Genomic DNA, 22,703 nt, shown 5'->3' with positions numbered 1-22,703 from the left:
CAACCCTGGCGAACTAAATACCCGCCAGGGTATTTTTCAGGCATGGCTTCCACGACTGACATAGACACCTTCGCCTCCCACCACCAGGAGGGCGCCCCGCTCATCGATGTCCGCGAGCCCCACGAGTACATCGCGGGCCACGTCCCCGGCGCGCGCCTGATCCCCTGGGCGACGTCGCTTCCGCCCCGGATGTCGCGCCCAAGGGGACCACCGTCTTCGTGATCTGCGCGTCCGGCAATCGCAGCAGGGCCGCCTGCCGGGCGCTGGAGGCCCGGGGCATTCCGGCCGTCAGCGTCGACGGAGGGACCAGGGCCTGGGCCGCGAGCAGACGACCCGTGGTCACCGGTCCGGACGCGTCGTGACCCCCTGCGATCCGGTCACGGTGTAACCCGGGCCCGCGTCCGGGGCCGGGACGGCGCCGGGTTCGGGGTCGGCGTCCCCGGCCGCGACATACCCGCGGCCCGGCGCGATGAACAGCAGGAGCAGCGCGGCACCGGCCGCGACGAGGCCGAGCGCGAGCAGGGCATCGGAGAGGCCGGCGGTGAAGACCTCCGCGGCCGCGTCCACCACCGGCCGGGCAGCCGGTCCGGCCGCCGCCCCGAACTCGACGGCACCGGCGAAGGAACCCTCCACCGCGGCACGGCCGGCCTCGGGCACCGACGGCAGCAGCCCGGTGATGTCGGCGGCGTACCGGCCGGCGAGGATACTGCCGCCGATCGCGATGCCGATGGCGGCCCCGATCTCGCGCATGGCGTCGTTGACGGCGGCCGCGACCCCCTGCTCGTCGATGGGGATGTCCGACACGATCGCCGAGGTCGCGGGCGCGGTCGACAGTCCCAGTCCGGAGGCGGCGATGAACAGGGGCCACAGGACGTCCCAGTACCCGGAGTCGACGCCGAGCCGCGAGAGCAGGACCATACCGACCGCGATCGCACCGACGCCCACGACAGACATGACCCGCAGCCCGACGGCACGGGTGAGCTTCGGCGCGAGTAGTGACAGGACCAACACGGGCACCACCATCGGCGCCAATGCCATCGCGGCACCGAGCGCGTCGTACCCCTTGACCAGCTGGAGGTACTGCACGATGAGCAGGAAGAACCCGAAGATCGTGAGGAACTGCATCGCGACGGAGATCGACCCGGCGGAGAACCCGCGGCGCCGGAAGTAGCGGACGTCGAGCAGCGGGTCGGGGGCGCGCAGCTCGACGAGGACGAAGCCGACGATGCTGAGCGCGGAGGTGACGAGCGCGATGACCACGAGGGGTTGGGCGAAACCGGCGTGCGTCCCCTCGATGAGCCCGAACACCACGCCTCCCACGGCGAGGGCGGAGAGCACCGACCCGGCGACGTCCGGTCTGCCGTGCCTCGAGGCGACGGACTCGGCGATCGTGAACGCGGCGATCAGCACCAGGACGCCCACCGCGGAGTTCACGATGAAGATCGATTTCCAGGACCACACCTGCAGCATCAGTCCGGATCCGAGAAGGCCCACGATGCCGCCGACCCCCGCGAACCCGGCCCAGGTCCCCACGGCCGTACCGCGCCGCTCCGGCGGGAAGCTGGCGGTGAGCAGCGACAGGGTGGACGGCATGACGAACGCGGCCCCGATCCCCGCGATCGCCCGCAGGAGGATGAGCCACAGCGGAGAGTCGAGCCACAGCGGCAGTACCGAGGACACGGTGAACAGCGCCAACCCGACGATGAGAGTCGCGCGGCGTCCGAAGCGGTCGCCGAGAGCCCCGGCGGTGAGGACGAGAGCGGCCAGCGCGAGCGTGTACGAGTCCACGATCCAGGTGAGCTCGGCCTGGGTGGCCCCGATCGCCACGGCGATGTCGGGCAGCGAGGTGTAGAGCGCGGACATGGTGGCCACCACCAGGGACACCGCGACGATGTTGATGAACAGCAGCCAGCGGCGCCGTCCTGGGGACAGTTCGAGCACGGGCCCTCCCGGGGTCGTCACGGAAAACGATACCGGCGGTATCGCTTCCTGTCCGACACCGTAACGCACGACCGCCCGTGTGGCGGGCCACAATGGGATACATGACCTCCACCACCGACCCCCGCCGCGCCCGATCCCGCGGCAAGTTGCTCGACGCGGCGTCGTCGCTCCTGCTCTCAGGCGGGGCGGCCGCGGTGACCGTGGAGGCGGTCACGCGGGCATCGGGAGTCGCCCGGACCACGTTGTACCGGAATTTCCCCTCGACCGATTCCCTCATCGCGGCGGCGTTCCAGCGGCTGCTGCCCACCCCGGAGTCGCCGTCGGCCGACCTCCCGGTGCGCGACCGCCTCGTCCACCTCTGCACGTCGATCACCACGCTCATCCAGAACGCGCCGATGCAGCAGTCGATGATCGGCTGGCTGGCGATGGGCCGGTCCGCCTCCGATGACGACGAGGTGGGCAGGCTCCGCCGGAGCGTGGTGGACTCCTATGCCGCCCCTCTGCACGAGGTCCTGTCCGCCGCCGAGACCGACGGCACCCTCGTCCCAGGCGACCGCGACCTCGCCGTGGCCCAGTTGGCCGGTCCCGTCGTCCTCGCCCGCATGATCGGCCTGCGACCCTTCACACCGCGGGACGTGGAACGCCTGGTCGACGACTTCCTCCGCGGCCGGACGGCCGGTGAGACGTGACCACCGTCGGCGCGGTCGTCCTCACCGGGGGTCGCGCGAGTCGCCTCGGCGGGGTCGACAAGGCGCGACTGGCGGTGGCGGGTCGGCCGATGGTCGAGGCGGTGCTCGGCGCCGCCCGGGCGGTGGCGGGCCCCGTCCGCACCGTGGGCCCCGGGGGCGACACCCGCGAGGATCCGCCCCACTCGGGACCCGTCGCCGGGATCGCCGCGGGACTGCGGGCGCTCCCGCCGTCGGTCGACCTCGTCGTCGTCGTCGCCTGTGACCTGCCGGACCTCGACGCCGCCACCCTCCGCGCCCTCCTCGCCGCGCTCCGGCCCGCCGCCACCACCCACGCCCCCGGCGCGGCACTCGCCGTCGACGTCGCCGGGCACGACCAGTACCTCCTCGCCGCGTGGGACCGCCGCGCCCTCGCCGCGCGCCTGGCCGCCCTGGAGGCCGACGGCGGCGTGGGCGGGCGACCGGTACGGGCCCTGTACGACGACGAGGAGGTCGTCCGCGTCCCCGTCGGCGACCCCGCACGCGACGTGGACACGTGGGCCGACCTGGCCGGACACGGACCGGTCGCGCTCCCACAGGTGGGGGCGGTCCTGCGCGCCGGGCTCACCCCGCTGCCGGCGGACGTGCGCCCGCCCCTGGCAGCCGTCGGCGCGGTACTCGCCTCACCGCTGGTCGCCGCGGACCCGATGCCGCGGGGGCCGGTGTCGGCGATGGACGGTTACGCGCTGGCCGGGCCCGGCCCGTGGCGACTGACCGGCGCCGCCCGCCGCGCCGGGGACGGCTCGTCGGCGACGCTGACCCCCGGCACGGCGGCGCCCATCGCGACCGGCGCCCTGGCCCCCGCCGGCTGCGATCGCGTGCTGCGGCACGAACTGGTGACGGTGACCCCGGCCCGCACCGGCCCCCCGGTGGTCACCGCACTGCCGGGGGGCGACGGGGTGAACGACCTCCGCCCCGTCGGCGAGGACTGGCCGGTCGGTCACGAACTGGCCCCGGCGGGGGCGGTGCTCGACGCGGCGCTGGCCTCCGCGGCCCTGTCCGCGGGGGTGACGGCCGCACGGGTCCGGGGGCCGGTACGCGCGGCGGTGGTCACGACCGGTGACGAGGTCCTGCCCGCCGACACGCCCGCGCCGCTTCCGCCGGGCCGGATCCGCGACACTGTGGGCCCGCTGCTCGGCGGGGTCCTGGCGCGGGCGGGGTTCGCCGGCGTCGGCCCGCCCGGGCACTGCGCGGACACCCCGGACGCGGTCGACGCGCTGCTCGGCGGCGGCCCCGGGTCCGCGGACGCGGCGGCCGGCGACGTCGTGGTGCTGGTGGGCGCCACCGGCCGCGGCGTGGCCGATCTGCTGCGCCCGGCCCTGGCGCGCGCGGGCGCGCGGATCGTCCTCGACGGGGTCCGTGTCCGCCCGGGAGGGTCGCAACTCGTGGCCGTCCTCGCCGACGGTCGAGTCCTGCTGGGACTACCGGGTAATCCGCTGGCGGCGGTGTCCGCGGCGGCGACCACGGGCCGGGCGCTGGTCGACGCCCTCACCGGACGCCAGCGCACGCCCGCGTCGGGGCGCGTCCCCGGGCTGGACGACCTGGCCACCCCGGGCCGCTCGCGGATCCTGCCCGCCCGACCGGACGGCGCCGGCGGCTGGCACCTTGCCGACCGCGTGCGCACCGCGCACCTGGCGGATCTGGCGGGCGCGCCCGCCCTGGCCGTGGTGCCCGAGGGCGGGGGCCCCGACGCCGACGCCGGGGCCGACGACCTCGTGGAGATCATCGACTGGATCTGACCGGCCCGCGGCGGGGCGTTCCCGCAGGTCGGAGGGCGGCCCCAAATGACCAGTTCAGAAGGTATTTGAGATCACCGGCATCAAATGCGCCCGGCCAGCTCGCAATATGGCACGCTCGGCGTTGTGCAGCTGTCCCGGTCCTCCGATCTCGCGCTCCGCGCTCTCATGCGCCTCGCCGTCGCCGATGAGCGCGGCGACCGCATGACCGCCGCGGCGATCGCGGAGTCGGTGAACGCCTCGACCTCCCACGTGGCCAAGATCGTCTCCCGGCTCGTCGACCTCGGCCTCGCCGAGTCCCGGCGCGGCCGGGGCGGGGGGCTCGTCATCACCGAGGCGGGCCGACACGAGTCGGTCGGGTCATTGCTGCGCGAACTGGAGGGCCCCGGCGAGGTCGTCCAGTGTGAGGGTCCGACGCCCTGCCCGCTCGCGGGCAACTGCGGTCTGCGACGAGCCCTCGTCGACGCCCGCGAGGCGTTCTTCGCCGCCCTCGACCCCCTCACCGTCGAGGGCATCGTCCGGGCACCCACCCGCCAGGTGTCACTCAGCCTCGCCACCGCCCCACGGCCGGACCCCGGCCCGGGGTCCTGACCACCCCCACCCCGCAACACCCCCACCCCACAGTCCGGCCCCCACGGTGCCCGGGCCACCCCGTCACGCCCCGAGAAGGAGATCCCCATGACCACGTCGCTCACCACCCTGGAGTCGATCCTCGCGCACCCCCGCGAGCTGTCCGAGGAGCACGCCGCCGTCGTCCGCGCGACCCTGCCGGTCATCGGCGCCCACATCGACGAGATCACGCCCGTCTTCTACCGGACGATGTTCGCCGACAATCCCGAACTCCTCCGCGACACCTTCAACCGCGGCAACCAGAAGCTGGGCGCCCAGCAGCGCGCGCTCGCGGCGTCGATCGCGACGTTCGCCTCCCTGCTGGTGGACGGCCGCAGCCCGGTCGACATGCTCTCCCGGATCGGGCACAAGCACGCGAGCCTCGGCATCACCCCCGACCAATACCAGGTGGTCCACGACTACCTCTTCGGCGCGATCGTGGAGGTCCTGGGCGAGGCGATCACCCCGGAGGTCGCGGCGGCGTGGGACGAGGTCTACTGGATCATGGCCGCCGTCCTGGTGGACTTCGAGAAGGCCCTCTACGTCGAGGCGCAGGTGGAACCGGGGGACGTCTTCCGCACCGCCACCGTGATCTCCCGGGAGGACGTGACGGACTCGGTCACCGTGATCACCCTCGGTGGTCCGGACGGCGAGCCGCTGCCCGACTTCCGTCCGGGCCAGTACACCTCCGTCGGCGTGGTCCTGCCCGACGGCGCGCGCCAGCTGCGTCAGTACTCCCTGTCGACGGCACCGGGCGACGGCACGTGGCGCATCGGCGTCCGCCGGGTCGACGCCGAGGTCCGGGGCGGGCTCGGCTGCCCCGCCGGCGAGGTCTCGGGCTGGCTGCACGCCCACGCCGAGGTCGGCACCACGATCCAGGTCACCCTCCCGTTCGGCGACCTCGTCCTGGACGCCGCCGGGATCGGCCGGGACCAGGACGCCGCGCCCGTGGTCCTCTGCTCGGCCGGGATCGGCATCACCCCGATGCTCGGGATGGTCGCCCACCTGTCGGCGACGGAGGACACCCGTCGCGTGCTCGTCCTGCACGCCGACCGCTCGCCGGCCGACCACGTCCTCGCCGAGGAGGTCGCGGGCGAGTCCTCGCTGCTCGCCGACGCCGAGGTCCACACCTGGTACGAGCAGGGGGCGGACACCGTCGCCGGCCCGGGCGCGGTCCACCGGGGATTCATGGACCTGGCGACCGTCGAACTCCCCGAGGGGGCGCACGTCTTCCTCTGCGGGTCGACCGGCTTCCTCCAGTCACTGCGCCCGCAGTTCCTCGAGGCCGGCGTGCCCGCCGAGCGGCTCCACGCGGAGCTGTTCGCCCCGAACGACTGGCTGGTGTAGTCCCGCCGGCGTGGGCCCGGATGGCCTCCGTCCGGGCCCACGCGCAGCCCCGAAAGGCGCGTCGCGGAGTGTATTTGACCTATAACAACTCGTGGGCGTGTGGACGAACTCGCGGACGCTCGCCGCGATCTGGCAGACACTGGGGGCCCGGGCGGTTCCCCCTCGAACTGGCCCGGCGCAGCGAGACAAAACACAGATCCGACGCAGCGAGAGCCGACGCGAAAGGACCCATGGTGTCCTCAGCACCAGATTCCGCGACCCGCGATGCGGGGCCCCCTGTCGTCCCCGACCCGGGGAAAGCGAACCTCGCACTGGCCCTGTGCTTCTCGGGATTCCTTCTCACCTTCTGGGCGTGGGCCCTGATGGGACCGCTGGGCGCGACATACAAGGACCAGTTGGGACTGACGTCGTTCCAACAATCGCTCGTCGTGGCGTTGCCGGTCGTGGTCGGGTCACTCGGCCGGATCCCCGTCGGCGCGCTCACCGACCGCCTCGGCGGCCGCACGATGTTCCCGCTGATCGCCGCGCTGACGATCCTCCCCACCCTGTTCGTCGGGTTCGTCGACAACAGCCTGACCGTCCTGCTCATCGGCTGATTCTTCCTGGGCATCGGCGGCACCTCGTTCGCCGTCGGCGTCCCCACCGTCAACTCCTGGTTCCCGCCGAACCGGCGCGGCACGGCGATCGGCATCTTCGGCGCCGGAATGGGCGGCACGGCCATCGCCGCGTTCACGACCCTGCGGCTCCGCGAGGCGTTCGGCGACCAGGCGCCGTTCGTCCTGGTCGCGATCCTGCTGGCCGTGTACGCGGTCGTCGCCCGGATGCTCCTGAAGAACTCGCCGACCTGGACGCCCGCCCAGGGAAACTGGGTGGTCAAGGCGGCCAGGACCCTCGCCCGTCCCGTCACCCTCAAACTGGCCTGGCTCTACGCGATGGGCTTCGGCGGGTTCGTGGCGTTCTCCGTCTATCTGCCCACGTACCTGCACAACTTCTACGAGTTGGAGACGGAGGACGCGGCCCTGCGGACCGCCGTGTTCGTGGTGATCGCGGTGGCCTCCCGACCCCTCGGCGGCGCGCTGGCCGACAGGTTCCCCGGCGCCTGGGTGCTCATCGTGAGCTACACCGTCACCGGGTTGATGGCCGCCGCCGCGACGGAGCGCATGCCGCTCGTCAGCGCGGATGCCGGCACCTTCTACCCCGTCGGGACGGCGGTCTTCCTGTTCATGGCCGCGTCGCTGGGCACCGCCTCCGGCGCCGTGTTCGCCCTGGTGGCCGAACTGGTCGAGCCCACCGCGGTCGGGTCGGTCACCGGCATCGTCGGTGCCGTCGGAGGCCTCGGCGGCTTCGTCCCCCCGCTGCTGCTCGGCTACTTCTGGACCGCCCACGGCAACTACCGCGTCGGGCTGCTCCTGCTCTTCGTCCTCTCGATCGCCACCGCCGCCCTCACCTGGCTGTGGTTCCTCCGTACCCGTCGCAGTGAGCCCGCCGCCACGGAAAGGACCCCGGCATGACCAGCATCGACTCCCCCCGCCCCGCCTCGCCGACGCCGGAGGGCCGCGGCACCGGGTCCGGTCGGATGGACGGCCCCGCCTCCGATGCCCTGCTGCGGGCCGGCCGGTTCTTCCGCCGGGGGGAGGCCTCCGACGACCTGCGGACCGTCACGCACTCCGGCGGGCGGGAGTCGGACGTGTTCTACCGCGACCGCTGGAGTCACGACAAGGTCGTCCGCTCCACGCACGGCGTCAACTGCACGGGCTCGTGCTCGTGGAAGGTGTACGTCAAGGAGGGGATCATCACCTGGGAGTCGCAGCAGACCGACTACCCGGACATCGGCGACGACATGCCCGGTTACGAGCCCCGCGGCTGCCCGCGCGGCGCCGCCTTCTCCTGGTACACCTACTCCCCCACCCGCGTGCGCTACCCCTACATCCGTGGCCGGTTGATGGAGCTGTGGCGCGCGGCCCGCGCGGAGCACTCCGACCCGGTGGACGCGTGGGCCTCGATCGTCGAGGACCATGAGAAGACCGCCTACTACAAGCGGGCCCGCGGCCACGGCGGACTGGTGCGCTGCCGGTGGGAGGACGCGATGGAGATCGCCGCCGCCGCCCACGTCTACACGGCCAAGACCTCCGGCCCGGACCGGGTCGCCGGGTTCTCGCCCATCCCGGCGATGTCCATGGCCTCGTTCGGCGCCGGCTCCCGCTTCATCGAGTTGTTCGGCGGCTCCATGCTGTCGTTCTACGACTGGTACGCGGACCTGCCCGTGGCCTCGCCCCAGGTGTTCGGCGACCAGACCGACGTCCCAGAGTCCGCGGACTGGTTCAACTCGTCCTACCTCATCATGTGGGGCTCCAACGTCCCCGTCACGCGCACCCCGGACGCCCACTTCATGACCGAGGCCCGCTACCGGGGCCAGAAGGTGGTGGTGGTCTCCCCCGACTACGCGGACAACACCAAGTTCGCCGACGAGTGGCTGCACCCGCACCCCGGCACCGACGGCGCCCTCGCCATGGCGATGGTGCACGTCGTCCTCACCGAGTTCTACGCCCGCCGGTCCACGCCGGAGTTCGAGTCGTACGCCAAGAAGTACACGGATCTGCCGTTCCTCATCACCCTCCGCACGCGCGGGGACGGGTCGGTGGTCCCGCACAAGTTCGTCACGGCGGACATGCTCGCCGACGGCGTGCTCGAAGCGGCCCCGGGTGAGAACGCCGCGAACAAGACCGTCCTCATGGACGCCGTGACCGGGCGCCCGGTGGTGCCGAACGGCACCCTGGGCGACCGGTTCGGCGAGCAGGGCGCCGGGAACTGGAACCTCGACCTGGGTGACATCGACCCCGCGTTGAGCCTGCTCGACACCCTGGAGGGCACCGCCGAGATCGTCCTGCCGCGCTTCGACACCGTGCGTGGCGACGCCGGGACCATCACCCGCGGGGTGCCCTACCGGACGGTGAGGGGTGACGACGGCGAGGACCTGCGCGTCACCACCGTCCTGGACCTGATGATGGCGCAGTTCGGCGTGGCCCGCCAGGGCCTGCCGGGCAGCTGGCCGAGCGGTTACGACGACCTCGAGCCCTACACCCCGGCATGGCAGGAGCAGCACACCGGCGTGCCGGCCGCCCAGGCCGAACGGATCGGTCGCGAGTTCGCCCGCAACGCCCTCGAGTCCGGCGGCCGGTCCATGATCCTCATGGGCGCCGGCACCAATCACTGGTTCCACTCCGACGTCATCTACCGGGCCTTCCTGGCGCTGACCATCCTCACCGGGACGCAGGGTGTCAACGGTGGCGGCTGGGCCCACTACGTCGGGCAGGAGAAGGTCCGGCCGCTGACCGGGTTCCAGCAAGTGGGAATGGGCCTGGACTGGTCGCGCCCGCCCCGGCAGATGATCGCCACCGCCTTCTTCTACCTGCACACCGGACAGTGGAAGTACGACTCCTACGGGGCCGACGTCCTGACCGCCGCCACCGGCGAAAACCGCTTCGCCGGCATGAGCACCCCGGACCTCGTCGCGATGTCGGCCCGGCTGGGCTGGATGCCGTCCTACCCGACCTTCGACGCCAACCCGCTGGACCTGGGCGCGGAGGCCGCCGACGCCGGGGTGCCGGCGGCCGATCACGTGGTGGGCCGGATCAAGGACGGGTCACTGCGGTTCGCCGCCGAGGACCCGGACGGCCCCGGCAACGCGCCCAAGGTGCTCACCGTGTGGCGCTCCAACCTGCTCGGGTCGTCGGCCAAGGGTGACGAGTACTTCCTCCAGCACCTGCTGGGCACCGACTCGTCACTGCGCGCCGACCAGGCCCCCGAGGGCCACCGCGGGCGGGACATGGTGTGGCGGGAGGACGCCGAGGACGGCAAGCTGGACCTGCTCACCACCCTCGACTTCCGGATGACGTCCACGACCCTGTTCTCCGACCTGGTGTTCCCCGCGGCCACCTGGTACGAGAAGCACGACCTGTCGTCGACGGACATGCACCCCTTCGTGCACTCGTTCAACGCCGCCATCAACCCGCCGTGGGAGACCAAGACGGACTTCGAGACGTTCCGCCTCCTCGCCGAGAAGGTCTCCGAGCTCAGCCACGGTCACCCCGACATCCGGACCGATGTGGTGGCGACGCCCCTGGGGCACGACACCCCGGACGCGCTCGCCAACCCGGGCGGCACGGTCTCGGACTGGAAGGACGGCTCGTGTGAGCCCGTCCCGGGGAAGAACTTCCCCAAGATCACCGCGGTCGAGCGCGACTACCGCCTACTCGGGGAGAAGTTCGGGTCGCTCGGCCCGCTCGCGGAGAAGGTCGGCATGCCCGTCAAGGGACTCATGCTCAAACCCGACAAGGAGATCGGGGTCCTGCTCAAGGCCAACGGCGAGACCCGCAAGGGCGTCGGGAAGGGTCGACCGCGGCTCGACACCGACATCCGGATGTGCGAGGCGATCCTCACCCTGTCCGGGACGACCAACGGACGGCTGGCGACGCAGGGGTTCGAGCAGCTCGAGGCCCGGACCGGCCGCGAGCTGGCGGACCTGTCGCGGGGCGAGGAGGGCAAGCGCATCACCTTCGCGGACACCCAGTCCCGGCCCCAGCCGGTCATCACGTCCCCCGAGTGGTCGGGGTCCGAGCACGGCGGCCGGCGGTACAGCGCGTTCGTCATCAACGTCGAGCGGCTCAAGCCGTGGCACACGCTCACCGGGCGGATGCAGTTCTTCATGGACCACGACTGGATGGCCGAGATGGGCGAGCAACTGCCGGTGTACCGGCCGCCGCTCAACATGCACCAGCTCTACGGCGAGCCCGTCCTCGGCTCGGATGACGGGTCCGGCGGCGCGGCGCTGACCGTCCGCTACCTCACCCCGCACAACAAGTGGTCGATCCACTCGGAGTACCAGGACAACCTCCTCATGCTCAGCCTGTCCCGCGGCGGGCCGACCATCTGGATCAGCAAGGAGGACGCCGAGCTCATCGGCGTCGTGGACAACGACTGGATCGAGGCGGTCAACCGCAACGGCGTCGTCGTCGCCCGCGCCATCGTCTCCCACCGCATGCCGGCCGGAACGGTCTACATGCACCACGCGCAGGACCGCGTGGTCGACGTGCCGATCGCGGAGGCGTCGGGCAAGCGCGGCGGTATCCACAACTCGGCAACCCGCATCCTCATCAAACCGAGCCATCTCATCGGCGGGTACGCGCACTTCAGTTACGCGTTCAACTACATCGGCCCCACCGGAAACCAACGTGACGAGGTGACGGTCATCCGCCGTCGCTCCCAGGAGGTGCAGTACTGATGCGCGTCATGGCCCAGATGTCCATGGTGATGAACCTGGACAAGTGCATCGGCTGCCACACCTGCTCGGTGACCTGCAAGCAGGCGTGGACCAACCGGTCCGGCACCGAGTACATGTGGTGGAACAACGTCGAGACCCGACCCGGGCAGGGGTATCCCCGGACGTACGAGGACCAGGAGCGGTGGAAGGGCGGCTGGGAACTCGGCAAGAACGGCCAGCTCAGGCTCAAGGCCGGCGGGCGGATGAAGAAGCTGCTCCAGATCTTCTCCAGCCCCACGATGCCGTCGATCGACGACTACTACGAGCCGTGGACGTACGACTACGACACGCTCGTGTCCTCGCCCCTGCAGGAGCACACGCCGGTAGCCCGGCCCTACTCGCTCATCAGCGGCAAGCCGATGAAGATCTCGTGGTCCGCCAACTGGGACGACGACCTGGGCGGTTCCCCCACCCACCTGAAGGACGACCCGATCCTGGCCAAGGTGAGCGAGGAGATCAAGGCGGAGTTCTCCGAGACCTTCATGTTCTACCTGCCGCGCATCTGCGAGCACTGCCTCAACCCGTCGTGCGTGTCCTCCTGCCCGTCGGGCGCGATGTACAAGCGGGTCGAGGACGGCATCGTCCTGGTGGACCAGGACCGCTGCCGCGGCTGGCGCCAGTGCGTGACCGGATGCCCGTACAAGAAGGTGTACTTCAACCACCGCACGGGCAAGGCCGAGAAATGTACGTTCTGCTTCCCCCGCGTCGAGGTGGGCATCCCCACCGTGTGCTCGGAGACGTGCGTGGGACGCCTGCGGTACATCGGACTCATCCTCTACGACGCCGACAGGGTGCTCGAGGCGGCCTCCGAGCCGGACGAGCACAAACTGCTCGCCGCGCAGCGCTCGTGCTTCCTCGACCCGAACGATCCCGAGGTGGTCGCCGCGGCCCGCGAGGCCGGCATCCCGGACGACTGGATCGAGGGCGCCCAGCGGTCGCCGATCTGGCAGCTCATCTCCCGGTTCGAGGTGGCCCTGCCGCTGCATCCGGAGTACCGCACCATGCCGATGGTCTGGTACGTCCCGCCGCTGTCGCCCATCGTCGACCGGGTCGCCGCGGACGGTGGTGACGGCGAGGACGCCGACACCCTCTTCGGCGCCATCGACACCATGCGCATTCCCATGGAGTACCTCGCGGAGCTGTTCACCGCGGGTGACGTGGACGCCATCCAGGTGGTGCTCAACCGACTGGCCGCGATGCGCACCTACATGCGTGACATCAACCTCGGCCGCGAACCCCGTGCGGAGATCTGCGACGCCGTCGGGATGACCGAGGAGGACGTCTACGACATGTACCGACTCCTGGCCCTGGCCCACTACGACGAGCGCTACGTGATCCCCACCGCCCACCAGGAACAGGCCCACTCGCTGGAGGAACTGGCCACCGAGTGCAGCCTCGACTACGAGGGCGGGCCCGGGATGATGGGCGAGTCCGGGCCGTTCGGTGAGGGCTCGGGCGACCAGGCCCTGCCGATCGCCGTCGAGAGCTTCCACGCCCTCAAGCAGAGGCAGACCTCGGACACCATCGCCTCCCCGGGCGACAAGTCCAGAAGGGTCAACCTCCTCAACTGGGACGGTCTCGGCACGGGCGGCCTGTTCCCCGGAAGCAAGGACTGACGCGATGGGTGCACAATTCCTGGCCGGAACCGGCTTCGGCAGCGACCTGTTCGCGCGGGTGCGTCGGGCGGTGGGCCCCGGCAGCGGGCCGGCGGTGGGCCGCGGGGCGCCCGGCGACCCCGCGCTCTACCAGGCCGTCTCACTGCTGATCGACTACCCGACCGCCGAGCTGATCGGCCGGCTCCCGCTCGTCCGCGAACTGGCCGAAGAGCGGGGCGCCGTCGCGCGGCCACTGCTGGGTCTGGTGGACCACCTGGAGTCGACCCCCCTCGACGACCTGCAGTCGGAGTACGTGGAGACGTTCGACATGCGGCGCCGCTGCTGCCTCTACCTGACCTACTACCGGTACGGGGACACCCGCAAGCGCGGCACCGCACTCGTCGACTTCATCGAGACGTACAAGGCGGCCGGTGCCGAACTCGGGGCCGGGGAGCTCCCCGACCACCTCGGCGTGGTCCTCGAGTTCGGTGCGCAGTGCGATCTCGACGGCTGCCGTGCGCTGCTCGTCCAGCACCGCGCCGGTCTCGAGTTGCTGCGGATCTCGTTGGCCGACCGCGGCTCGCCCTGGACCGGCGCGCTGGAGACCGTCTCGGCCACCCTCCCGGCTATCGGCGGGCACGACCGCGACGCCGTCAGCAGACTCGTCGCCCAGGGGCCGCCCGACGAGGAAGTCGGCCTGGAGGCGTTCACCTCCTCGTCCTACCTGGAAAGCGGGGCCCGGCCATGATCGGAACGACTGCAGCCGAGGTGACGATCCCGGACATCTTCCTCTGGGTGATCCTGCCGTACGTGTGCCTGGCGATCTTCGTCGTGGGCCACTGGTGGCGGTACCGCTACGACAAGTTCGGGTGGACCACCCGTTCCAGTCAGCTCTACGAGTCGCGCCTGCTCCGCTGGGGCAGCCCGCTGTTCCACTTCGGCATCCTCTTCGTGGTCGGCGGCCACATCATCGGCCTGGTCATCCCCAAGTCGTGGACCGAGGCCGTGGGCATCAGCAACGACGCCTACCACTGGATCGCGGTGATCACCGGGGCGATCGCCGGCTTCTGCACCGTGGTCGGACTCGTGATCCTCATCTACCGTCGCCGCACGGTCGGGCCGGTCTTCTCCGCCACGACCGTCAACGACAAGGTCATGTACGTCTTCCTGGCCGCGACGATCTTCCTGGGCATGGCCAACACCATCGTCGGCAACATCCTCAGCCACTACGACTACCGCGAGGAGCTGTCGGTGTGGTTCCGAGGCATCTTCTGGTTCCAGCCCGATCCGGCACTGATGCTGTCCGCGCCCATGTCGTTCAAGCTGCACGCGATCGTGGCGTTCCTGCTGTTCGCCATCTGGCCGTTCACCCGCCTGGTCCACGTGTTCTCCGCGCCGATCGGCTACCTGTGGCGTCCCTACGTCGTGTACCGGTCGCGTCCGGCAGGCCAGTTCGGCAACCGCCCGTACCGCCGGGGCTGGATGCGCGAGGACGTCGGCGACGTGAGCCGCGAGATCGGCGCCGGGCGGGCCCGGTCCGGATCGAGCCGCGTACCACGTCACTGAGGTGACCCGGTCACGCAGCCTCCCGACGCCCGCGCGACTGTCTCCGGGGTACTTCGCCATGGTCATGGCGACGGGGATCGTCGCCGTGGGAGCCGGGCAGCGGGGCTGGGAGACGGTGTCCGTGATCCTGATCGTGCTCACCGCGATCGAGTACGGGATCCTCGTGCTCCTCACCCTGTGGCGGCTGATCGCCTTCCGCGCCGAGGTCGTCGCCGACCTGCATGACTCCCGCACCGCGTTCCTCTTCTTCACGTTCGTCGCGGGGACGAACGTTCTCGCGGTGGCGCTCGCGGGGCGGCACCTGCTCGTGGCGTCCGTGGCGCTCCTCTGCGTCGGCGCGGCCGTCTGGATCGTGCTCGGCTACACGGTCCCCTGGGTCGCGGTCCTGTCCCGCGACGAGCGCCCCGTGGTCGCGGAGGCCAACGGCACCTGGTTCATCTGGGTCGTCGCCAGCCAGTCGGTGGCCGTCGCCGCGGCGACCCTGGAGCCCCACGTCGAGTCGGCCCGCGACGCCCTCGCGATCGTGGCCGTGGCGTCCTGGTCGGTCGGCGTCGTCCTCTACGTGGCGTGCGCGGTGTTCGTCTCGCTCCGGCTCATGCTCTACCCGCTGGATCCGCGGGAGCTCGATCCCCCGTACTGGGTCTCGATGGGGGCGGTGGCGATCACCGTCGTCGCCGGCGCACGGATCGTGGAGATGGCCAGCGCCCCGATGGTCGACGCCGTGCGAGGACTCGTCGCGGGCCTGGTCGTGGTGTTCTGGTGCTTCGCCACCTGGCTCATCCCGGCCCTGGTGGCGGTGGGGGTGTGGCGTCACGGGATCAAGAGGGTGCCGTTCCGATTCGAACCCACCTGGTGGTCGATCGTCTTCCCGCTCGGCATGTACGCCGTCGCGGGGATGTACCTCGGGCGGGCCGACGACCTGCCGATCGTCGCCTGGATCGGCGAGACGTGGATGTGGGTCGCGGTCGCGGCCTGGCTCATCGCGCTCGTCGGCATGATCCGATCCAGACTCCCGCGGGTCACGCGGGTCCCGACATGACGGGCCGGAGTGGCGGTGCCGAACCCGCCCCGCCGTCAGGGGCGGGACGGGTCGAACCGTCAGCGCCGGCGGTTGCGCATCTTCTCCGCGAACTCGCGGGCCTTGCGCTGGTTCTCGGGCTTCGAGGCCTCGCGCTTGACCACCTGTACGGCCTTGAGCGCGATCCCGCTCCTCAGTGCATTGCGTAGGAATGCCATCGTGTACCTCCATGTCCGGGGGCGCCAGTCTAGAGTCGGTGGGCCCCTACCGCGACCGGCCGAGAGTGGAGTCCGAGGAGTACGGATATGAGAAGTGACGGCGACGCCCTGTGGCGCATCCTGGCGACCCGCCGCGACCATCGTCACTTCCACCCGACACCGGTCGCGCGGGAGACCATCGAGCGACTGCTCGAGGTCTTCGCGGTCGCGCCGAGTGTCGGACTGAGCCAGCCGTGGCACGTCACGGTGGTCGAGGACCGCGCCGTACGGGAATCCATCCACTCCGGCTTCCGCGCGGTCCGCGCCGCCGAGGCCGAACGGTTCGGCGGCGAACGCCGCGAACTGTACGACTCGCTCCGCCTGGAGGGCATCCTCCAGGCGCCCGTGGGCCTGGTGGTCAGCCATGTGCCGCCGCCGGGTCCGATCCTCGGGACCACCAGCGTCCCGGCGGCGACCGAGTACAGCGTGGTCGCCGCGATCACCCTGTTGTGGCTGGCGGTGACGGCGGAAGGCCTCGGTATGGGATGGGTGAGTCTCGTGGAACCCGGCCATCTCTCCGACAGCGTGCGGCTTCCGCCGGGCGCACGCCCTCTGGCCTACCTGTGCCTCGGGTACCCTGCCCTCGAGCTGGACGAACCACTGTTACAGACCGTCGGGTGGGGACGTCGTTCCCCGCTGTCCGTCGACTGGGTCTGACCACGCCGGGGGACCGGGGTCAGGCCCGCTCGACCCCGACCTCGATGACGGTCCCCCACGGGTCGTCGAATCGCAGGACCGCACCGTCGTGACGTGTCTCGATCCGGTGGTCGGTCAGTCGCTGCCGGAGTGCGTCGACATCGTCCGCGGTGGGCAGCTCGATGTTCACCCGGCCCAGGCCCAGGGCCGCCGCGCGCGGGCCGGCGCCGGCCGTGCCCCAGGTGTTGACCGCGATGTGATGGTGGTACCCGCCGGCGGCGATGAACAGTGCCGAACCGACGTCGCTCATCACCTCGAAGCCGAGGGCGTCGACGTAGAAGTCGCGGGCTGTCCCGATGTCGCCGACCTGGAGGTGGACGTGCCCCAGTGCCGCGGACGTCCCGATCGACGAACCGGCGACCGGCGGGGTGAGGTGCGTGCGCAGGAAGGCGTTGGGGTCCAGCGGGTTGGTGGCCACCTTCAGCAACCCGTGGGGCTCGGTGGCCCAGGTGTCGCGGGGCCGGTCGGTGTACAGCTCGACACCGTTGCCCTCGGGGTCGTCGAAGTAGAACGCCTGACTGTAGAGGTGATCGGCGCTGCCGGTGAAGGATCTCGGCGCATGCCGGGCGACCGAGGCGACGGCCGCGGCCAGCGACGGCTCGTCGTCGAACAGCACCGCGGTGTGGAACAGTCCGGCCTGCCCCTGCCTGCGCGGCGGCAGCTCGGGCATGCGGCGCATCCGCACGATCGGTCGACCCGCCCGGCCGAGCACGGCGGTCTCGCCGGTCTGCTCGAGCACGTCCAGGGCCACGCCGTCGGCGTAGAACGCGATCATCGAGTCCAGGTCCCGGACCAGGAGTTCGACCGCGCCCATGCGCGTGTCCGCCGCGAGCAGGTCGTCGGCCGGGCGCTCGGCCAGGCTGCGGGGATCGGGGTTCTGGACGTAGACGGGCATGGTGCCCTCCTTGCTCTCGGCATCGCGGTTGCGTGATATGTCATCTATATCAACCGGCCCACCCGCTCGCCTATTCCGCGATGCGTCACCCACCCCCGCGGGACCGCCGGCCGGGGCGCCTACTCCGCGGCGTCTACTCAGTGACGTCGAGGAAGCCCGCCGCGCCCTTCTCGGCGTCGGCGAAAGAGTGGTCCACGAACGTGTAGCGCCCGGGCTCGACGAAGGTCATCTCCACGAACCCGCCCTGCGACGGGGCCAGGTCGAGCGCCTGTGCGCCCCCGTTCCCACCGCCGAAGGCGTCCCGCCCGTCCCGCAGCAGGTAGGCGCCCTCCTTGTACACGGTGTCGAACTGTGAGCCCACCACGTGAAAGCTCGTCCCGTCACTCGGTCCGGCCGCCACCACCCACACGCGCACGGTCTCGCCGACCCGGGCGGTCAGCGGGTCCCGCCGGTACTGGGTCGCGTGCCCGTTGAACATCACCAGGTCGGGCTGCCCGGCCGCGATCTTGCCGGAGTCGAACGGCTCGTCCTCGGCACCGAGGTACGACTCGGACTGGACCAGGGCGTACTCGCGGTCCACCTCGGTCAGGCCCGGCGGGTCCACGATGAGCGCGCCGAACATCCCCGCGGCGACGTGGCCGCTCATGGGCGCGGTCGCACAGTGGTAGAGCCAGGCGCCGGCCCGAGTCACGGTGAACCGATACTCCAGCTCTTCGCCCGGCGGGATCGTCCGCATCACCTCGTCGGGACCGACGTCGCCGGCGTGGAAATCGATCGAGTGTCCGATGGTCCCCTCGTTGCGGAGGGTGACGATGAACGTGTCACCCACCGTGCCGCGGAGGGTCGGGGCCGGCAGCCCGCCGTTGTAGGTCCACACGGGCCGCACCACCCCGGGCGCGAGTTCGCCGGTGGTCTCCTCGACCGTGAGGGTGATCCGGTGTTCGCGGCCCGTCGGGGCGGGCGCGAGGGCCGGGTCGCGGGTCACGAACTCGTCGGAGGGCGGGGCCAGCACGTCGATCGCCTCGGCGGGGGCGATGCCCGCGGCGCCCCCGGCCCCACCATGGGCGTCGTGCCCGGCGGCGGGATCACCGCCCTCGACCCGGACCTGGAAGGTCATGCCCATCGCCCTGTGCCCGGCGATCGTGCACCATCCCTCGAGGGAACGCCCGACCACGCCGGCGTCCACCGTGGCGGTTCCGCCCGGGTCGACCCTGCCCGAGCCGGCCCCGTTGGTCAGGTACAGGTCGTGCACGGTCGTGTCGTCGTCGTTCGTCAGTTCGATCACCAGCCGGTCGCCGGCGGGGACCGTCACCGTGTTCGGTTCGAACCTCATCCCCACCGCCGTGACCTCCACGGTCGTCGTGTTCCCGGTCGGGGTGACCGACGCGGCCTGACCGGTGCGGCGGAGTGGCGAGGACGGGTCGGCGGCGAGCGCGGCCCCCGTGGCGAGGACCACCACCAGCGCGGCGGACAGCGCGCCGACCAGATTCCGCCGACGGCCGGGCGCGATCTCCGGCTGGGACGTGCCCGGGGTGACGCGGGCGGGCTTCTCCCCGGCCTCGCGGGCCGCGGCCGCGCCCCGGATGACGGCCAACTGCGCGCGGACGGCGCGGATCATCACCGGCAGGAACAGCGCGAACCCTCCGAACGCCAGCGTGGAGCCGACGACCCGGGTCCAACTGGTCCCACCGGGCACGAGGAAGACGACCAGGCCGGCGTTGACCAGGACGAGGCGGAAGGCGACCAGGCGGTTCATCTCCACCATCCCCGCCCGCACCGCCGCCGGACCACCCCGCATCACGGTGGGCATGAGGAAGCTCATCGCCCCGAAGAGGATCTGGGCGGCCGCACCGGCGAGCAGCGGGGTCGTCACCTGTCCCAGTTCGCCGATCCTGCCGGTCGCGACGAGCCACGTCGCCCACCCCAACGACACCGGCAACCACACCAGCCCACACGCGATACTCATCGAGGCGAACTCCCGCGGCGGCGCCGTGCGCGCGGTGCGGACGAGGTGGACCAGGTGCCACAGCACGGCCAACAGGTACACGCCCAGTGCCGTGGCGGTCACCGGCGTCACGCCCGCGAGCGAGCCCGCCGCGGCCACCACCACCGCGACCGACATCACCCCCAGGGACCGGACCGCCGCCGCGTCCTGGCCGGCGGCCATGGGGGTGCGCAGTACCGTCGCCCAGAAGGTCACCAGGGTGGTCAGGACGGTGATCCCGACGAACCCCAGGACGTTGACCGCGAGGTGGAACGCGTGCAGGCGGACGGCCCACTCCCCCGGGACGCCGACCCCCATGAAGGCACCGGCCACCGCCCCGGCGGGCAGGAACGCGGCCGCCACGGCGTAGTACCGGACGATCGGCCGGAACCGGGTCGGTTCCGCCGCCCGCAGCTGCCCGATCAGGTCCACGACGTACCAGGCCACCGCGCCGCCCACGACCGTGGCGCCGGTGACGATCGGGATCGGCCACGACCCGATCATGCCCACGACCAGGACCACGATCCCGGCGTTGAGCAGCATGATCCTGCGCACCTGGAGCGCGCGTGACGCCTCCGGGGGTCGCCGGTGCAGCAGGGTCTCGGTGAAGTGCTGGCCCCACACGAGGATCGAGTTGGTGAGCAGGCCGAGGGTGAAGACGTGGATGATCGTCCACGTCGCGGCGGGCACCCACCGGTGGACCACACCCAGCAGCACGAGGGCGATCATCCACAGCTGCACGGGCCGGGTCGCCCGGCGGTGCCACGACCCCTTCCGCCGGGACGGGGTCCGGGGTGCCGCGGTGTCCATACCGCCGAGTCTAGGGCCGCCCCGAACCGCGCAGACGCCTACTGCGGCAACGGCGCCAGCCCGGCGTTCTCGAGGGCGCGACGGCCGCGGTCCGACGTCACCAACTCGAGGAACTCGCTCGCGGCCGCGCGCTCGGCCCCGGCGTCCGGTCCGTCCTCGGCACCCGGGATCCTGGCCACCGTGTACCGCGTCGTGCCGGCGTCCTGCGCCAGCTCCCAGTCGCGCTGGTCGACCTCGGCCAGCGCGACCCAGCCGTGGGACGCGGCGACATCGGTGCGGTAGACGATGCCCACGTCGAGTTCATGGTCCGCCAGGCGGGCCGCGAGCGCGCGCGAACTCGGATCACGGGGGACCCCCGGCGGGGTGGCCACGCCCGCCACGGCCAACAGCGACTCCGCCGCGCGACCGCAGGGGACGTCCAGCTCGCACAGCCCCACCCGCAGGTCGGGCCGTTCCAGGTCGCGGAGGCCGGTGACCTGGCGCGGGTTGCCGGACGGGACCGCGACGACGACGTGGTTGCGCGCGAACACCACCGGTTCGACCGCCACTCCCGTATCGACGAGCCACTGCATGGAGCCCTCGTCCGCGGAGGCGAAGACGTTGATGTCGTCGCGGGCGGGCATCCCCTCGGCGATCGTGTCGGAGCGGCCCAGTTCCAGGCTCACCCGGACCCCGGGGTGCTCGTCCTCGAAGACGTCGACCATCTCGGTGAACGCCTCGGACAGGGACGGCGAGGCGGCGACCCCGAGGGTCATGACGGGGGAGTCGGGCTCCGGCTCGGCGCACGCGACGGTTCCCGAGCACGCCAGGGCGAGAGCGAACGCGCTGACAGCCCGGCCCCGGTTCACCGATCAGCCTCCGGCGAAGGGAGGCAGTACGTCCACCTCGGAGACACCGTCGATCGAGGCGTGGGGGTCCCGGGTCGTCTCCTCACCCACGAGGAACGACGACACGGTCACGATGCTGGCCAGCGGCTCGCCGTGTCGCTCGCAGACCTCCCGCGCCAACTCCCCGACGGTCGTGGCCTGTGTGTGCAGCCGTTCGCGGGCGGTACCCGCGGCGTCCTCGGCGGCCGCGTAGTACCCCACGGTGATCACTCTCGGTGTCCTGCTCACGACGTCAACCCTATCCTCCGGCACTGACACGTCAACCACCTATGGCGCCCATCGACCGCCGCGGCCTGTGGAAGGCGGTGCCGCCGATGCCGTGTCCTGCCTGCTTGCCCCACATCGCGCCGCGCCAGACCTCGGCGATCTCGTGGTCGGGCGCGCCCGACCTCAGCACCCCGAGGACGTCCGTCTCGTCGTCGCTGAACAGACACGACCGCACGGTCCCCTCGGCGGTGAGGCGGGTCCGGTCGCAGGCGGAGCAGAAGTTCCGGGTGACGGTCGCGATCACCCCGACCGTCGCGGGCGCACCTCCCACGGTGCGTCCTGCGACCCGCCACATCTCGGCCGGCGCGGACGGGTCCTCGCGCCCGGCGGGAACGAGGTCGAAGCGGGTGCCGAGGGAGTCCAGCACGTCCTGCGCGGTCACCATCTCCGCGCGCGACCACGTGTTGTCGGCGTCGAGCGGCATCTCCTCGATGAACCGCAGTTGCACGCCCTCCGCCAGGGCCCACTCCAGCAGGTCGGGCGCTCCGGGCAGGGTCGCCCGCAGGGGCACCGCGTTGACCTTCACCGGGTCCAGGCCGGCCTCGACCGCGGCCCGGACGCCCCGCAGGACGGACGGCAGCCGGTCCCTGCGGGTGAGTTGGGCGAACTCGAGGCGGTTGACGGTGTCCAGGGAGATGTTGATCCGGTCCAGACCGGCCTCGACCAGCGCGCCGACCCGGTGTTCGAGCCCCACGCCGTTGGAGGTCATCGCGATCGGCAGGTCGGGGCACTCGGCCCGCGTGCCGGCGATGATGCGCTCGAGGTCGGCCCGCATGAGGGGTTCGCCCCCGGTGAAGCGGACCTCGTGCACGCCCAGCTCGCGGTGCGCCAGGGCGACCAGCCGGATCACCTCGTCAGCGGTCATCCGCGCGGCGTCCGGGATGGGCGGCAGCCCTTCCTCGGGCATGCAGTAGGTGCAGCGCAGCGAGCACTTCTCGGTCAGTGAGACGCGCAGGTCGCGGGCGACGCGGCCGAAGGAGTCGACGAGCAGCGGGGTGGCGGGGCGCGTGGAGGCGCTGCGGGTGTCCGGTTCGGTCACGGCGCCCACCT

19 protein-coding genes and 1 pseudogene are annotated in these 22,703 nt (G+C 71.6%); 13 read left to right on the top strand and 7 right to left on the bottom strand.

What is annotated here, in order from left to right:
* The first annotated feature begins 42 nt into the window (after positions 1 to 42).
* Positions 43 to 362: pseudogene (locus AB5G72_RS01140) on the top strand (rhodanese-like domain-containing protein).
* Here AB5G72_RS01140 and AB5G72_RS01135 read toward each other — a convergent pair.
* Positions 340 to 1,962: an MFS transporter gene (locus tag AB5G72_RS01135; RefSeq protein ID WP_244294177.1), complete on the bottom strand. Its 1,623-nt coding sequence runs from the start codon at positions 1,960 to 1,962 to the stop codon at positions 340 to 342. The pseudogene AB5G72_RS01140 and the gene AB5G72_RS01135 overlap by 23 nt on opposite strands.
* Before the next feature lie 80 nt (positions 1,963 to 2,042).
* Here AB5G72_RS01135 and AB5G72_RS01130 point away from each other — a divergent pair, with 80 nt between their 5' ends.
* The 11 genes from AB5G72_RS01130 to AB5G72_RS01080 all read left to right on the top strand — a co-directional run bounded on the left by AB5G72_RS01130 (position 2,043) and on the right by AB5G72_RS01080 (position 15,878).
* Positions 2,043 to 2,630 carry a TetR/AcrR family transcriptional regulator gene (locus AB5G72_RS01130; RefSeq protein ID WP_253002960.1) on the top strand — a complete coding sequence of 196 codons (588 nt, stop codon included), beginning with the start codon at positions 2,043 to 2,045 and terminating at the stop codon, positions 2,628 to 2,630.
* Complete coding sequence (locus AB5G72_RS01125; protein ID WP_440220740.1) at positions 2,627 to 4,405, top strand: NTP transferase domain-containing protein; 1,779 nt, start codon at positions 2,627 to 2,629, stop codon at positions 4,403 to 4,405. Before AB5G72_RS01130 ends, AB5G72_RS01125 begins: the two co-directional genes overlap by 4 nt.
* Positions 4,406 to 4,528: 123 nt before the next feature.
* Entirely contained in the window at positions 4,529 to 4,993 is a 465-nt protein-coding gene (locus AB5G72_RS01120) for an RrF2 family transcriptional regulator (RefSeq protein WP_120285249.1), read from the top strand.
* 87 nt (positions 4,994 to 5,080) lie between these two features.
* Positions 5,081 to 6,358, top strand: a complete 1,278-nt coding sequence (locus AB5G72_RS01115) for a globin domain-containing protein (protein ID WP_440220739.1) — start codon at positions 5,081 to 5,083, stop codon at positions 6,356 to 6,358.
* 230 nt (positions 6,359 to 6,588) lie between these two features.
* Positions 6,589 to 6,954: an MFS transporter gene (locus tag AB5G72_RS01110; RefSeq protein WP_440220738.1), complete on the top strand. Its 366-nt coding sequence runs from the start codon at positions 6,589 to 6,591 to the stop codon at positions 6,952 to 6,954.
* Positions 6,955 to 6,960: 6 nt separating this feature from the next.
* Positions 6,961 to 7,869 (top strand): MFS transporter, encoded by a 909-nt coding sequence (locus tag AB5G72_RS01105; protein ID WP_440221533.1) that lies wholly within the window; start codon positions 6,961 to 6,963, stop codon positions 7,867 to 7,869.
* The gene (locus AB5G72_RS01100) at positions 7,866 to 11,639 is read left to right on the top strand and encodes a nitrate reductase subunit alpha (protein WP_440220737.1); all 3,774 of its coding nucleotides are present in this window, start codon (positions 7,866 to 7,868) and stop codon (positions 11,637 to 11,639) included. Before AB5G72_RS01105 ends, AB5G72_RS01100 begins: the two co-directional genes overlap by 4 nt.
* The gene (gene narH / locus AB5G72_RS01095; RefSeq protein ID WP_067715004.1) at positions 11,639 to 13,294 is read left to right on the top strand and encodes a nitrate reductase subunit beta; all 1,656 of its coding nucleotides are present in this window, start codon (positions 11,639 to 11,641) and stop codon (positions 13,292 to 13,294) included. Before AB5G72_RS01100 ends, narH begins: the two co-directional genes overlap by 1 nt.
* Before the next feature lie 4 nt (positions 13,295 to 13,298).
* Positions 13,299 to 14,021: a nitrate reductase molybdenum cofactor assembly chaperone gene (gene narJ, locus AB5G72_RS01090; protein ID WP_132062245.1), complete on the top strand. Its 723-nt coding sequence runs from the start codon at positions 13,299 to 13,301 to the stop codon at positions 14,019 to 14,021.
* Positions 14,018 to 14,839 carry a respiratory nitrate reductase subunit gamma gene (gene narI / locus AB5G72_RS01085; protein ID WP_119193031.1) on the top strand — a complete coding sequence of 274 codons (822 nt, stop codon included), beginning with the start codon at positions 14,018 to 14,020 and terminating at the stop codon, positions 14,837 to 14,839. Before narJ ends, narI begins: the two co-directional genes overlap by 4 nt.
* A 58-nt stretch (positions 14,840 to 14,897) precedes the next feature.
* Positions 14,898 to 15,878: a tellurite resistance/C4-dicarboxylate transporter family protein gene (locus tag AB5G72_RS01080; RefSeq protein WP_119193038.1), complete on the top strand. Its 981-nt coding sequence runs from the start codon at positions 14,898 to 14,900 to the stop codon at positions 15,876 to 15,878.
* Positions 15,879 to 15,937: 59 nt separating this feature from the next.
* Here the strand turns inward: AB5G72_RS01080 and AB5G72_RS01075 are convergent, their stop codons facing one another.
* Positions 15,938 to 16,075 (bottom strand): hypothetical protein, encoded by a 138-nt coding sequence (locus AB5G72_RS01075; protein ID WP_167457859.1) that lies wholly within the window; start codon positions 16,073 to 16,075, stop codon positions 15,938 to 15,940.
* Positions 16,076 to 16,162: 87 nt separating this feature from the next.
* Between AB5G72_RS01075 and bluB the strand changes: the two genes are divergently transcribed.
* The gene (gene bluB / locus AB5G72_RS01070) at positions 16,163 to 16,771 is read left to right on the top strand and encodes a 5,6-dimethylbenzimidazole synthase (protein WP_132062249.1); all 609 of its coding nucleotides are present in this window, start codon (positions 16,163 to 16,165) and stop codon (positions 16,769 to 16,771) included.
* A 19-nt stretch (positions 16,772 to 16,790) separates the two neighbouring features.
* On the opposite strand, the gene AB5G72_RS01065 is transcribed toward bluB, so the two are convergent.
* The 5 genes from AB5G72_RS01065 to moaA form a co-directional block, all read right to left on the bottom strand.
* Positions 16,791 to 17,705 carry a VOC family protein gene (locus AB5G72_RS01065; protein WP_253002952.1) on the bottom strand — a complete coding sequence of 305 codons (915 nt, stop codon included), beginning with the start codon at positions 17,703 to 17,705 and terminating at the stop codon, positions 16,791 to 16,793.
* A gap of 133 nt (positions 17,706 to 17,838) precedes the next feature.
* Positions 17,839 to 20,499, bottom strand: a complete 2,661-nt coding sequence (locus tag AB5G72_RS01060) for a multicopper oxidase domain-containing protein (protein WP_440220736.1) — start codon at positions 20,497 to 20,499, stop codon at positions 17,839 to 17,841.
* 38 nt (positions 20,500 to 20,537) lie between these two features.
* Positions 20,538 to 21,347: a molybdate ABC transporter substrate-binding protein gene (locus AB5G72_RS01055; protein ID WP_163375270.1), complete on the bottom strand. Its 810-nt coding sequence runs from the start codon at positions 21,345 to 21,347 to the stop codon at positions 20,538 to 20,540.
* Positions 21,348 to 21,350: 3 nt separating this feature from the next.
* The gene (locus tag AB5G72_RS01050; protein ID WP_227022118.1) at positions 21,351 to 21,614 is read right to left on the bottom strand and encodes a MoaD/ThiS family protein; all 264 of its coding nucleotides are present in this window, start codon (positions 21,612 to 21,614) and stop codon (positions 21,351 to 21,353) included.
* Positions 21,615 to 21,645: 31 nt separating this feature from the next.
* Positions 21,646 to 22,701: a GTP 3',8-cyclase MoaA gene (moaA, locus tag AB5G72_RS01045; RefSeq protein WP_440220735.1), complete on the bottom strand. Its 1,056-nt coding sequence runs from the start codon at positions 22,699 to 22,701 to the stop codon at positions 21,646 to 21,648.
* Positions 22,702 to 22,703: the final 2 nt, after the last annotated feature.

The sequence above is a fragment of the Dietzia sp. MNB45 genome (assembly GCF_051994785.1).
GTDB classification, from domain to species: Bacteria; Actinomycetota; Actinomycetes; order Mycobacteriales; family Mycobacteriaceae; genus Dietzia; species Dietzia kunjamensis.
Note: the sequence above shows the minus strand (reverse complement) of the source record. Positions and strands in the feature narration are given on the sequence as shown.

Bases quoted from the DNA above. Each gene is read 5' to 3' on its own strand.
- AB5G72_RS01130 (WP_253002960.1), top strand. From the start codon at position 2,043: ATGACCTCCACCACCGACCCCCGCCGCGCCCGATCCCGCGGCAAGTTG.
- AB5G72_RS01115 (WP_440220739.1), top strand. From the start codon at position 5,081: ATGACCACGTCGCTCACCACCCTGGAGTCGATCCTCGCGCACCCCCGC.
- AB5G72_RS01110 (WP_440220738.1), top strand. From the start codon at position 6,589: ATGGTGTCCTCAGCACCAGATTCCGCGACCCGCGATGCGGGGCCCCCT.
- AB5G72_RS01100 (WP_440220737.1), top strand. From the start codon at position 7,866: ATGACCAGCATCGACTCCCCCCGCCCCGCCTCGCCGACGCCGGAGGGC.
- narH (WP_067715004.1), top strand. From the start codon at position 11,639: ATGCGCGTCATGGCCCAGATGTCCATGGTGATGAACCTGGACAAGTGC.
- narJ (WP_132062245.1), top strand. From the start codon at position 13,299: ATGGGTGCACAATTCCTGGCCGGAACCGGCTTCGGCAGCGACCTGTTC.
- narI (WP_119193031.1), top strand. From the start codon at position 14,018: ATGATCGGAACGACTGCAGCCGAGGTGACGATCCCGGACATCTTCCTC.
- AB5G72_RS01080 (WP_119193038.1), top strand. From the start codon at position 14,898: ATGGTCATGGCGACGGGGATCGTCGCCGTGGGAGCCGGGCAGCGGGGC.
- AB5G72_RS01075 (WP_167457859.1), bottom strand. From the start codon at position 16,075: ATGGCATTCCTACGCAATGCACTGAGGAGCGGGATCGCGCTCAAGGCC.
- bluB (WP_132062249.1), top strand. From the start codon at position 16,163: ATGAGAAGTGACGGCGACGCCCTGTGGCGCATCCTGGCGACCCGCCGC.
- AB5G72_RS01065 (WP_253002952.1), bottom strand. From the start codon at position 17,705: ATGCCCGTCTACGTCCAGAACCCCGATCCCCGCAGCCTGGCCGAGCGC.
- AB5G72_RS01060 (WP_440220736.1), bottom strand. From the start codon at position 20,499: ATGGACACCGCGGCACCCCGGACCCCGTCCCGGCGGAAGGGGTCGTGG.